This window comes from Serratia sp. BW106, from assembly GCF_002607755.1.
Lineage (GTDB): Bacteria > Pseudomonadota > Gammaproteobacteria > Enterobacterales > Enterobacteriaceae > Serratia > Serratia proteamaculans.
In genome coordinates, this window is sequence record NZ_MCGS01000003.1 from 197,426 (window position 1) to 210,162 (window position 12,737).

Below are 12,737 nucleotides of genomic sequence, written 5' to 3' on the forward strand. Positions count from 1 at the left end.
GTTATTTACCCGTCGAGTTGAGATGGTTTTGGTAATCCTGATGCCATTCTTTTGGCAGTTTGTTCAGGATATTCGCCGGACGTTGGTAATATTCATCCTCATAGATGCGCTGCATCTGGATATCGCCGACCAGGATACCGTTAGCGTACAGGGTGTTATCGTCGTAAAGAGCATTGTCAGCGGATGGTTCGGCGGACAATTGCAGGTTATATACCTTCAGATTACCTTGTTGTTGCACCAGGCTTATGATTTCGCTTTCACCGTCCAGGGTGATTAATTTAGTAGCATGATTTAATTCACGGGCTATCACTACGCCTGAAGAAGTAATAAAAGGATGCCCCCGGCTGGCAGTAATGTTCGTTATTTTTCCTTTGTCATTGCGCAGGGTGAATTCAATATAATGGTGTTCCTGGCCGCTGGTGACGGCTTCAACCTTTAGCAGTTGATTATTTCTCGATAACACGATTTCACCGATACTGATGGCTGAAATGGGTTTCTCACTGCCATCCTGCATCAGGATTTTTGTATCTTCGGCCAGGCAACCGTAAACAATACGCATCGGCTTTAACTGTACGGTATTTAAAAATCGCTGGTCGGGTTCAAGGTTTTTAGGCGCATTGGTAATAAAGCTGACAATACTTTTTCCGTCGACGTTAAGAATCACCTTGAAGACATAATAAACCCATTCGCCAGACTCAAAATCAACCTGATTGAACCTTAGCCAGTCCAGATCCCAGGCAATGTTGTTACCATTAATTCGGGTGTTGGGTGAGTTGAAAATATTATAATCACCGAATGGCGTGACAGGATCGCCGCCAGCGCGGGTGCGAATTAAATAAATACTATTACTGGCGTTGATCGGCCGACCGCCGCTGAGCTCAATTTGGCCGAGATAGGTGATATTACCTTTAATGGGCACCCTGACAGAACCATCATAGGTGTTGCGGTAATCGCAGTCACCTTCATCGCGGGTTAAACAAATTTTTATTTCGTTTGGATTGTTAATGCTCCGCGGTGATTCATTATAAATATCTTTAGGGTAACTCTGGCTGGTAATAATTTCCGCGCCGTAAAGCGTATTGTTGTTGATGGTTTGGGCAAAGGTATAAATCACCGTGACCGGATAATCCGCAGCAATCTGGCTACCCGGATAGACCCCGCTGGCGCTAAGGGTGCAGTCTGCGGCGTAGACATAAGCCTGGTTGTAATTCACCGCGCCGACATTGGTCGCTTCAGCGTCAAACAAACCCAGGGTTTGCGTCACATTGGCTGCGGACACCGGCAGGGAGCCAATGGCATCGGCGCGGTAGTTTCTGCCGTCGGTGGAGTCGAGCCGGACAATGCTGTACACCGGTTGGGCGGCGCCGTCACTGGCTTCGCTCAACCGGCCGGCGCTGCGTTTACGCAATTTTGCCTGTTGCCAGCATTGGGTAAACTGCGGAGTATTGCCTGAGGCAAGGCCGGCCAGTTTTAATTGAATATCGTAAAAGCTGACCAGCAAAGGGTCGCCGGGCTGAATAATAAACAGGCCGGCATTGCTATATTTGCTGATGACACTTTTGACAATAGTCTTTTCATCTGAAGTATAACCTTGTGTGATCATAATATCAGCACCCAATAAGTTTCAGACATAAACATGCGAAAAGCAAGACAGAGATAAATCAGGCTTTGGTGTTAATAACCTATGAATTTATTTGCAGGTTTCTTTGCAATAGGCATAAATAGCGCTCAGGGTATCGGAACCCAGATATTCTGCAAATTGGGCATCGGTAGGGTCGACATCAGGATCCGCAGTCATGTTATACAGCTCTTGAGCAAACATATCTTTGGTGGCGGAGGGTTTACTTTTGAAATAAGCTTTCAATTTACCTTTGCTGACCTTGCGTATCCAGGCGAACTCACCGCCAAGCGCTACCTTTCCGGTGAAGAGAAATACCTTGCTGGTATAGAATATAATATCATTGGGGAAAACCTTATAGCGAACAACCTGTTCTACTTCAATATTTTTCAGGGTTTCTTCCAGGGTTTCTCTTTTTATCACGTTTAAGGCAAAGTTCTTGCCATCAACCGGGCCATCTTTTGCATCCGCAGTGCCGCCAAATAACATCGGACAACCTCGGGCAAAACCTTCATTTTTCAAACCTAATAGAATAAAGTCATCATTCCCAACAGCAGCCGGATTGCTGTCAAGAATGACGTATTTTTTAATGGGCATAGTCAGGTCCTTATACATTTGTGAGTATAAAAATAGGATTTATTTGTCGGGTCGGGAGCGATGAATTACTCATCTTCAACAATAGCAATGGCGACTAAAAAATCAACTGACACTTAAAAATAAATGAAGTATTTTTTTGTTGTGTTCGAGATAATCAAGCAAATCACCGCGTTAACAAAACCAAGGAAAAATTATTTAAAGAATCAAATAAACAGGAGGGAATTGTTTTTATTTTGTTAATTCTGATTTTTAACTTCATTAAATCAAGGCATTGAGCAGGTCGGTTTTGTAAGCCTTTTTACGGTTGTCAAAATAAGCAAAAACGCTTAGCCAAGAAATTAATTTTGGCGTGGGAATTTCTTTAATCATAAAGGTTGTGAATAAATGATTAAACAGTTGAAATAGTCATCACAATAGATCGGTAATGATATTTATACCTTGCTAATGATGTAGCGGTGAGATGATTTGCCAAAGTGTTCGCCGGATTGGGTCCGGTAAACACTTAAGATCAGGTGCCATCAGGCATGGGCGTTAGTATCCCAAACCGTCATCAATACCGTGACGGCGTTATCCAGCACAGGGTAGTCGACGCCGTCCCGTGCCAGCGTCGAAACGCCCAACAGAAAGCTGTCGAACAGCGTGGCGATAACCGCAGGATCAATCTGCTTTCTTAACTCCCCGCTCGCTATGCCCCGTTGAATACAGTGACTAAAACCGTTCAAGGTGCGTTGGCGGGAGTCTGTCAGCGGTTTCAGCACCGCGGCATGCTCATCCGAGCTGCCGGACATCACCGCCAGAGCTACCATACAGCCTTTGGGATGATGGTCTTCGCATTGCATCTTAACCGAGCGGCGCAAGGAAATTTCAATCGCTTCTCTGGGCGGCAGTGAATCATCCCACAGCGCATCATTAACCCGCCCGTAGCTATTGAGATAGCAGGACACCGTCTCGTTGAACAGCGCCTCTTTGGAACCAAAGGCAGCATAAAAACTGGGTGCGGTAATGCCGCCACCGATCTGCGCCTTAAGCTGTGCCAGAGAGGTGGACTGATAACCGTGCTGCCAGAAAAGATGCAGTGCCTGCTGCACGGCCTGGTCGCGATCAAAGCGGCGAGGGCGGCCCATTTGTGCCATAGCTGTCTCCAGGTTTGTTAGTTGTATACCGATCGATATGAATGTTATTGACACTCAGATGATACCCGCTTAGCATTATTATACCATTCGATACATAAATCAATTCGCGTGATGAACTCACGGGTACGGATAAGTGTCAACTATATTTATACCGATCGATATATAATGAGGTTATTGATGAGCCAGACCCCTATCAGTTGTATTGAAGACAAAGAGATACCCGTTCAGGCACAGCGATTGCCGATGGCGGCGCTGTTGGCATTGGCCATGACCGGTTTTATCTGTATCGCCACCGAAACCTTACCCGCGGGTTTATTGCCGCAGATGGTTCCCGGTTTACAGGTGTCGCCCTCGCTGATCGGACAGATGATTACCGCCTATGCGTTGGGGTCTGTGTTGGCGGCCATTCCCCTGGCGCTTGCCACTCAACGCTGGCGTCGACGTAATGTTTTACTGCTGACCATTGGCGGTTTTTTTGTCTTCAACACGGTCACGGCACTTTCCTCCAGCTATGTTGTCACGCTGGCTGCGCGTTTTTTTGCCGGAGCGGCAGCAGGGTTGGCCTGGAGCCTGCTTGCCGGTTACGCGCGCAGAATGGTGGCGCCTCATCTGCAGGGAAAAGCGATGGCGGTGGCTATGGTTGGCGCGCCAATCGCGCTGTCGCTGGGTGTCCCTCTGGGAACATGGCTGGGGGCGGTGGTGGGTTGGCGCAGTGCTTTTGGTGTGATGTCTTTGATGACGCTGGCATTAATCGTTTGGGTGTTGGCAAAGGTGCCGGATTATCCTGGCCAGGCGGGGCCACAGCGGATGCCGCTGTATAAGGTTCTGATCACTCCGGGTGTCAGATCGGTATTGGGCGTCGTCATGCTGTGGATGTTTGCGCATAATATTCTCTACACCTACGTGGCTCCGTTGGTGACGCCAGCAGGGCTGGCTAACCAGGTTGACGCCGTGTTACTTGTTTTTGGCCTGGCGGCACTGGCGGGTATTTGGTTCACCGGTCGGGTGGTTGATCGCCATTTGCGAAAGGCGGTGCTGGCCAGCCTGGCACTGTTCGCCGTGACGACGTTCCTGCTGGGTATCGGCATTTATTCAGCGGCCGCGGTCTATGTCGGGTTGGGGCTATGGGGGTTGAGTTTTGGTGGGGCGGCGACGCTATTGCAGACCGCACTGGCGGACACTGCCGGTGAAGGCGCAGACGCCGCGCTGGCGATGAACGTGGTTATATGGAACAGCGCCATTGCCGTCGGCGGTATTTTCGGTGGCCTATTGCTTGATCACTTCGGCGCAGTGTCCTTCCCATGGGTAGCGCTGGTCCTGATACTTGGCGGTTTGGCGCTCACAATGACGGCCAAACGGCATGGTTTTTCTGCCGAGGCACGCAAGGGGTAATCACTGCTGCACTTTCAGATGGCGCCAACCGAGCGCCATCTGACGTCAGGCGTTATCCACACGTGGATTAGAGTGGGTCGGCTGGCTCGGATACTCCACCTGGTGTTTCTGCAGATAGTCGCGTATGAGCTGGCGGATCACCTGAGAAGGGGTGACGTCCTGTTGCAGACACAAGTCTTCCAACGCTTTTTTCTTGTCAGGATCAATGAGTACGGTCAGACGTGCCGTTTTCTTTTCCATGATGGTGACTCCAGAGAATAATAATCAAATGATAATCGTCAGGCGGCCATACCGCCTCAGCTAAAGTGCAACCGTTCAATCTTGCGTGACAGGAAGCGGAGATCGCAGTTAAAGCTCGGGCCAATCTCGGCGGACAGACGGCGCAATAAGCTTAACGGCGTCTCGATTTCGGCCGGTGTCGCATAGATAATCACGTTGCCGCTGGGTGCCACGCAGTACAACACGGTGTTAAACACCCGGTGCAGGCTGTGGTACAGCAGTGAGTTTTGATCGGGCACTTCATGGTAGTTCAGCACTAACCAACCCTGCGGTGAAAGTCGTCCGGCACAGCGCTGAAGAAAGGTTTGCGTACCCTGTTGCGGATCCATACTGAAGGCGCTGTAGAGATCCGAGAAAATCAAATCATAGTGTCGCGTTACCGCAGCCCGTAAAAAATCGGCCGCATCGGCCAAGTGCAATATCACCGTTTCGTCAGCGGGCAAGGTAAAGTAACTTTGGGCAACAGAGATCACCGCCGCACGCAGTTCCACCACTTCCAGCAGCATATTGGAGTCATAGGCATGCAGCGCCCGCACCAGCCCCCCTCCGCCCAGACCCAGGATCAATGCAGATGAAGGCGGTTGCCAGGCCACCGCCATCAACATGGTTTTGATGTAGTTGTGAACCGGTACCTGTGGCGCGTCGATGCACATTTTGCTCTGCTCGCAGATGCCGTCAAAACGCAGGGTCCGGTAGCCCTTGTGGTCAGAGACAATAATTTCGCCGCAGTGATCCTGCTCACGGGCGATCACCTGACCGCGAGGCGAGAAATCCAGACTATTGAGCAATTTATCAACCAAAGACATAGTAATTTCGTTAAGCCTCCATCAAAACGGCGGTGTTACTTACGGGCGCACATAAACTCGGCGGTACAGATACGGCGGCCATCAACCGTGGCACGGCCGGTAAAGCGGGCAAGGCCGGAGCGTTGTCGGACAAAGGCGACTTCCATGCGCAGTTGATCGCCAGGCCGGGCCGAACGATAGAAACGGGCACGATGAATAGCGGCAAAGTAGTAATGCTCGCCGGGCAACAACGGGCTAAGAAAGTAGTGGGCCAACAGGCCAGTGGTCTGTGCCAGCGCTTCTACCATTAATATGCCGGGAAACACCGTAGTCTGATGGTGGCCGGTCCAAAAGGTCGGTTCATTGGCGGTGATATTTTTGATGGCGCTTAGGCGGCCTTCGGCAATAGAGGTGCCGTCAGGCAGGATGCGGTCAACCAGCAGACAGGGAAAGCGGTGTGGCAGGATAGATTGAACGTCCTGAAACTGTATAGGTTTACCATTCAGCGGCATGATTGATTTGGGTCCTGTCAGCGGGACGAAGCTCAGCTTACGCCGGCTTTTGTGCCTGTCGAAGTGTAATAACATTATAATGTTATTATCATCAGATGCACTAAATGAAAATGATCAGGCTGGTAAACAGGGGCCTTTTAGTGACAAGGTTACTAATAATAGATATTAATAATATAATTCAATTTATTGATTAATGGGATTTTTTGCAGGAAGGGGAGTGATTAGCCGCCAACAGAGGGTGACGGCTAACGGGGATCATTTTTTATCGCGGGTCAGTTTATCGAGGTAGCCCATCACAAAGGCGGAAAGCACGAAGGTGAGGTGGATGATCACATACCACATCAGCTTGTTGTCCGGCACGTTCTTGGCATCCATAAACACTCGCAGCAGATGGATGGAAGAAATGGCGACAATCGACGCGGCCACCTTGCTCTTCAGCGAGGTGGAGTCCATTTTCCCCAACCAGCTCAGTTTTTCTTTGTCGTCGCTGATATCCAGTTGCGAAACAAAGTTCTCGTAGCCCGAGAACATCACCATCACCAGTAATCCACCCACCAGTGCCATATCGATCAACGACAGCAGCGTCAGAACCAAATCCGCTTCTGCGATGGCGAATATGTTTGGCAGAACGTGGATGATCTCCTGGAAGAATTTTATCGACAGCGCCAACAGGGCCAGCGACAGGCCAAAGTAAACCGGCGCCAGCAGCCAACGAGAGGCGTACATGGCATTTTCTAGAAAGCGTTCCATAGTCATCTGAGTTCGTTACAAAAAGTGGGGCACAGTATAACGCAACAGGCCCGGCAAATGGCAAGTGACCGTGGCGCGATTAAGGGGGATTTCACCGGGACTGTAGCTGTTCTGGCCGAGGGGTTAATTCCCTCTTGTTATAAGGTGCTTTTATAGCGGTTTACTCCGGCGTGATTTATTTTGCCAATATATATTGAGCTATCTTGAAATTATACTAGGATTTAAATGTCGCAGAATAACATGGCGATAATCCTTTATATCGAGAGAGAATTATATATAACGGAAATGAATTAATCGAATGGAGATGGAGATGGAAAATTCCCTGAATGGAAAAGCAAGCGGTTGGGACAGCGTTAATGATTTGCTGAATTACCATAACAGAGGTAATGGATTAACCCTTAATAATAAGCCTTCTTTTGGTGTGGAACAGGCCGGTAAACAAATAGCGCGCAGTGAGCAGACCTGGAATGGTATTCATGTTACCGGTCAAGGCGCTACTGTGACTTATTCCTTCCCGGATTGGGATTATAATCAGAATAATTTAAATACCCGTTTCGCTGACCAGGACACCGGCCTTAGCGCCTTCACTGCCGATCAACAGGCGCAGGCCAAGCTCTCGCTGCAGTCCTGGGCGGATGTGGCAAACCTTAACTTTGTTGAGGTAGCCTCAGGGCAAAAGTCCAACATTACCTTTGGTAATTATCAGGGCGACGGCCAGGCCTACGCGATTAAGCCTCTTAGCGGTGCCGGCAACGACTACCGCGGGCATAATACCGATGGTCAAAGCTGGTTCAATATCAATTACAAGTATGAGGATGCCCGGGATGGGGTTTACGCCAACCTGCACCCTGAATTGGGTAACTACGGGCGTTTGAGTATCACCCATGAACTGGGGCATACGTTGGGACTGGATCATCCTGGCAAATATAATGCCGATGAAAATAATCCACCCAACTATAGTATGGCGAGTTATGCCGAGGATACCCGCCAGTTCAGCGTGATGAGCTATTGGGATGAAGCTGTTACCGGCGGTGATAACGGTGGCCATTATGCTGCCGCACCGTTGGTTGACGATATTGCCGCTATTCAGTATCTCTATGGCGCCAATACCACTATGCGCACCGGGGATACGGTGTACGGGTTCAATTCCAATACTGGCCGGGATTTCTACACGCTGACGGACAGCAACCAGAAGCTGGTGTTCTCCGTTTGGGATGCGGGCGGCAACGATACGCTTGATTTCTCGGGCTATACGCAGAACCAACGCATCAACCTGACGGAAGGCTCCTTCTCTGACGTCGGCGGGTTGACCGGCAACGTTTCCATCGCTCTGGGCGCCATCATTGAAAATGCCATTGGGGGTTCAGGGAATGATGTGATTGTCGGCAATGATGCGGCCAATATTCTCCATGGCGGTGCGGGCAATGACGTTATTTACGGTGGCGGCGGACAGGATCAGCTATTCGGTGGCAGCGGCAAAGATATCTTTGTTTTCGCGGCGGTGAGTGACTCGCCAATCAAATCACCGGATAAGATCATGGACTTTGAAACCGGCATCGACAAGATTGATCTGTCCTTCTTTAATCATGGCGATAAAGGCACAGACTTTATTCACTTCGTCGACAGTTTCAGCGGCCAGGCAGGGGAAGCACTGCTAACCTATAATTCACAAAGTAACTTAAGTGAGTTAGCGCTAAATATAACTGGCCAGGCTGCCCCGGACTTTCTGGTTAATATTGTAGGGCAAGCCAATACGGCCACTGACTTTATTGTTTAAATTTGCAACGGTGGGATATGCCCACCGTTTTTTAAGGTCTTTGTTCTTCATCCCTCCTGACAGTCGTCTCTCTGACCCGGTACCTGCGTCACTTCGTAAGGATTTCGTAAAAATTGAGGAATATCCCAGCAATAGATTTAATAGGGTCATATCGATATTGCTTATGATAAGCATTATCATTATCATCTGTTCCATCAAGTCTACGCAGAAAGACCTTTCTTTAAGCATTATTACTTTTTATTAATATCATTTATCCCGGAAAACCACCGGGAGACGAAGCAACTGCGAGCGCATACTAATAATTACTGCAGGGCCAACACATGCGCAAAACCTTTAATTACCGGGGAGTTATCGGACAGTCTTTCCTGTGGCGAACCTTGTTCACCACCGCCTTTAACGTGAATGCCGAGGTAAAGAAAAACTTAACAGAAAAGACCACGCAAAATGAAGAGGAAATAACGGTTGTTGCACCGGTGATTGAGAAGAGAGCCGGTACCCTCACCACAATTTCTGCGCAGGATATGCAGGAAAAGGGCGGTAATGATTTCGGTTCGATTATGCGCTATGAACCGCTGATTAGCGCCACCGGCGTTAGTGGCGGCTCATCCTCAGGCAAAAGCGGGTTCGATCGCAGTGGCTACACCGGCTATAACATCCGTGGTCTTGAGAGTAACCGTGTCGGGCTGGATGTCGATGGCATTCCACAACCGGATGCCACCGGGCGCAGCTATGTCAGCCGTGCCGGTCTCAACACCTTTGGCATTGGCCGCGACTATCTTGACCCCTATATGTATGGTCAGGTGGACATCGAGTCAGGGGCCACTTCAACCGAACGTAGCAACACCTCCATCGGCGGTGCGGTGTCGTTTTCACCGAAGTCGGCGGACCAGTACCTGTCACCGACCAAGCCGACCTATTTTGGTTACCAAAGCGATTATGACTCCGCTAACCGCAGCTGGCATAACGGCATTACCGCAGCAGCGGGTGATGAACAACTGCGCGGGGTGTTTGTTTATAGCCGCCGCGATGGTCAGGAAACGCGTAACAACAGCGGTACCCACCAGGCTTATCCGGCCAACTGGCATTCCAACGCGTTGATGGCTTCCGGCATCTGGCAGCCGAGTGACGAACATAAACTCACCGGTACGGTGGATTATTACGACAAAACCAACCACACCCATTACGACAGTTGGAACTCGGCCGGCAGCGCCATTCTTGGTACCGCCCAGCAGCAGAGCAATACGCGCCGCTGGGGTATCAGCCTGAAAGATGAATGGACGCCGTTCAATGATTACGTCGACACCCTGACATCGAAAGCTTATTACCAGCAAACTCAGGCGCACGACAACACCTACATGCCGACCAGTACCGGCAGCATGGAACGGGTTTACTCCGACTACAACGTCAACACCTACGGTTTTGAAACGCAAATCGCCAAAACTCTGGGTCGGCATACGTTGAGCGGTGGGCTCAATGGGCGGATCACCGATACCGAGCGTCCCTTCCGTGAAGAGCCTGCCCCCAGTGCATTTACCGCCATCATGCAGCCGGAGTCAGACAGCCGCAGCTACGTGTTGGGCGGGTTTGTTCAGGACCGGGTCCAGTTTGATCTGGACGGGCACGGTTTTGCCGTGGTACCTGGCGTGCGCGTGACTCACCAGAGCACCAAGCCGCAGAACCTGAGCAGCCTGACCACCGGCAGCACGGTGCTGACGGAATCCGAACTGGAAACGCTGTACGGCAAAAGCAACACCGATACCCAGGTATTGCCATCACTCAGCTTCCAGTACGACATTACGCCGGGGTTGATGACCTACCTGCAATACAAACGCGGCGCACAGTTCCCGAATGCCAGCCAGCTATATGGCTCCTGGAACCTTGGTTCCAGCTACGCGGGTACGGCGCAGTACGCGTTGATCGGCAACGCCGATCTGAAAACCGAGACCAGCAACAATCTGGAATGGGGCGTGAAGGGGGAAGTGGTGGAAGGGGTGACGTTGCGAACCTCGTTGTTCTACAACACCTATAAAAACTTCATCGCCTATACCCGTTATCAGCGTGCCAGCAGCCCAGACCGGTTCACTAACGTGCCTTCCAATATCTACACCATTTATCAGGCGGAAAACCGTGACAAGGCCTACATCTACGGCGGGGAAGTCAGCACCCGGCTGAATTTTGGCACCTGGTTTGAGCAGGTTAACGGCCTGAGCGCCAATTTTGCTCTGGGGTATAACCAGGGTAAATCCAAGTCCAGCTACTCCGGTGACAAATATGTCGATATCGACAGCGTCGCGCCAATGAAGGCGATAGTGGGCGTGGCGTGGGATGATCCGGCAAAACGCTACGGTGCGGCGGTGACCGCGACCTTTGTCAAAGGCAAGCAGGCAACGGCTACCAACCGTGAAAGCTACAACAACGCCAGCGGTGGAACGCTCACCGACTCTACGGCTGAGTATCTGCGCGTGCCGGGTTACGGTCTGGTCGATATGTCGGCCTACTGGCAGGTGGCCCGCAATGTGAAGCTGAGCGGCGGTGTATATAACATCACCGACAGAAAATACCGCGATTACCTGAGCAGCCGCGAACTCACGGACTCCACCAATCAGGATGCATACGATAATGCCTTGGCGGTCATGCCGGGAAGAACCTTCCAGCTTGGCGTCAACATAGATTTCTAAGCCCTGCCTTGAATGCAACAGCCGTCGCTCACCTTTGAACGACGGCTGTTGTGTCAGTCATCTTCTCCATAAGGAGCTAGCGGATGAAATCATGGATTATCGTGTTGTTGGCATTGCCGTTTTCGCTGTTCGCCAGCGAGCGCGTGATAGCTATTGGCGGTGACATCACGGAAATTATTTATGCGCTGGGTGCGCAGCAAACGTTGGTCGCACGCGACAGTACCAGCCAGCAACCACCGCAGGCCAGCGAATTGCCGAATGTCGGTTATATGCGCCAGCTCAACGCGGAGGGGATCCTGGCGATGAAACCCACGCTGGTGATCGCCAGTGAACTGGCACAGCCGTCATTGGCCTTGCAGCAGGTTGAGCAGGCCGGAGTTAACGTGGTAACGGTGACCGGCAAACCCGAATTAGGCGTGATTAACCAAAAGATTGCCGTTATTGCAGCCACTTTGGGACGAGTTGCCGAGGGGCAAATTCTGCAGGCCGAACTGGAGCGTCAGATCGCCGCCGTACCTACTCGCCCGTTGCCCGTCAGGGTACTGTTCATCATGGCGCACACTGGGATAACGGCCATGGGGGCAGGCAATGGCACCGCAGCCGATGGTGCCATTCGCAGCGCCGGGTTGGAAAATGCCATGGCTCGGGTGGCACGTTATCAGTCGTTGACTCAGGAGGGGTTGGTGGCTGCTGCGCCGCAGTTATTGGTAATAGGGAAAGCCAGTCTGCAACGGTTGGGCGGAGAAACCAATCTTTGGGCATTACCGGGATTGGCGTTTACCCCGGCGGGTCAACAACGGCGGCTGTTAGTGATTGATGACAACGCCTTGCTGAGCTTCGGGTTGGCGATGCCGACTGCCATCGGCCAATTGCGACAGGCGGCGCAGGCGGTTATGCCTTAACTTTTAGCCCCTTTATTATCCACATGTCCTAAGGAACGCTCGGGGAAGCAGCGATCGCGCAGGCGTTGCTTTAACGCTGCTGCCTCCGGGAACCCACCGTCGATTTTTCGATCCCAAATGACCACGTCATCAACGGTTACCTGGTAAATGCCTCCGGTGCCGGGAACCAGCGTGACGGAGGCCAAATCGGTGCTGAAAGTATGGAGTAACTCTTGTGCCATCCACGCGGCTCGCAGCAACCAGTTGCATTGCGAGCAGTAATGGATCGTGACGGCAGGGGATGTTTTCATGGGTTGGACCTGAGCGGTAACATT

Annotated in this window: 12 protein-coding genes; 4 read left to right on the plus strand and 8 right to left on the minus strand. The window is 51.2% G+C overall.

Features of this window, described 5'->3' with window-relative positions:
- Position 1: 1 nt before the first annotated feature.
- From BEI65_RS02505 to BEI65_RS02515, 3 genes are all read right to left on the minus strand, one after another.
- Positions 2–1,264 (minus strand): Hint domain-containing protein, encoded by a 1,263-nt coding sequence (locus BEI65_RS02505; RefSeq protein WP_232518963.1) that lies wholly within the window; start codon positions 1,262–1,264, stop codon positions 2–4.
- Between the two features lie 426 nt (positions 1,265–1,690).
- Positions 1,691–2,215 (minus strand): hypothetical protein, encoded by a 525-nt coding sequence (locus BEI65_RS02510; RefSeq protein ID WP_099061980.1) that lies wholly within the window; start codon positions 2,213–2,215, stop codon positions 1,691–1,693.
- 518 nt (positions 2,216–2,733) lie between these two features.
- Entirely contained in the window at positions 2,734–3,348 is a 615-nt protein-coding gene (locus BEI65_RS02515; protein ID WP_099061981.1) for a TetR/AcrR family transcriptional regulator, read from the minus strand.
- A gap of 177 nt (positions 3,349–3,525) precedes the next feature.
- Here BEI65_RS02515 and BEI65_RS02520 point away from each other — a divergent pair, with 177 nt between their 5' ends.
- A complete protein-coding gene (locus tag BEI65_RS02520; RefSeq protein ID WP_099061982.1) occupies positions 3,526–4,740 on the plus strand; it encodes an MFS transporter in 1,215 nt (404 codons plus the stop codon).
- 45 nt (positions 4,741–4,785) lie between these two features.
- On the opposite strand, the gene BEI65_RS02525 is transcribed toward BEI65_RS02520, so the two are convergent.
- The 4 genes from BEI65_RS02525 to BEI65_RS02540 form a co-directional block, all read right to left on the minus strand.
- The gene (locus BEI65_RS02525) at positions 4,786–4,980 is read right to left on the minus strand and encodes a ribbon-helix-helix protein, CopG family (protein WP_085116739.1); all 195 of its coding nucleotides are present in this window, start codon (positions 4,978–4,980) and stop codon (positions 4,786–4,788) included.
- 56 nt (positions 4,981–5,036) lie between these two features.
- Positions 5,037–5,825 carry a spermidine synthase gene (locus BEI65_RS02530; RefSeq protein ID WP_099061983.1) on the minus strand — a complete coding sequence of 263 codons (789 nt, stop codon included), beginning with the start codon at positions 5,823–5,825 and terminating at the stop codon, positions 5,037–5,039.
- 35 nt (positions 5,826–5,860) lie between these two features.
- Positions 5,861–6,316, minus strand: a complete 456-nt coding sequence (fabZ, locus tag BEI65_RS02535; protein WP_099061984.1) for a 3-hydroxyacyl-ACP dehydratase FabZ — start codon at positions 6,314–6,316, stop codon at positions 5,861–5,863.
- Between the two features lie 255 nt (positions 6,317–6,571).
- Positions 6,572–7,066 (minus strand): TIGR00645 family protein, encoded by a 495-nt coding sequence (locus tag BEI65_RS02540; RefSeq protein WP_012145114.1) that lies wholly within the window; start codon positions 7,064–7,066, stop codon positions 6,572–6,574.
- Between the two features lie 310 nt (positions 7,067–7,376).
- On the opposite strand from BEI65_RS02540, the gene BEI65_RS02545 reads away from it, so the two are divergent.
- From BEI65_RS02545 to BEI65_RS02555, 3 genes are all read left to right on the plus strand, one after another.
- On the plus strand, positions 7,377–8,843 hold the full coding sequence (locus tag BEI65_RS02545) for a serralysin family metalloprotease (RefSeq protein ID WP_099061985.1): 1,467 nt from the start codon (positions 7,377–7,379) through the stop codon (positions 8,841–8,843).
- Between the two features lie 320 nt (positions 8,844–9,163).
- A complete protein-coding gene (locus BEI65_RS02550; RefSeq protein WP_099061986.1) occupies positions 9,164–11,521 on the plus strand; it encodes a TonB-dependent receptor domain-containing protein in 2,358 nt (785 codons plus the stop codon).
- An 83-nt stretch (positions 11,522–11,604) separates the two neighbouring features.
- Complete coding sequence (locus BEI65_RS02555; protein ID WP_099061987.1) at positions 11,605–12,423, plus strand: hemin ABC transporter substrate-binding protein; 819 nt, start codon at positions 11,605–11,607, stop codon at positions 12,421–12,423.
- Here BEI65_RS02555 and BEI65_RS02560 read toward each other — a convergent pair.
- Entirely contained in the window at positions 12,420–12,713 is a 294-nt protein-coding gene (locus tag BEI65_RS02560; RefSeq protein WP_099062084.1) for a SelT/SelW/SelH family protein, read from the minus strand. The genes BEI65_RS02555 and BEI65_RS02560 overlap by 4 nt on opposite strands.
- Positions 12,714–12,737: the final 24 nt, after the last annotated feature.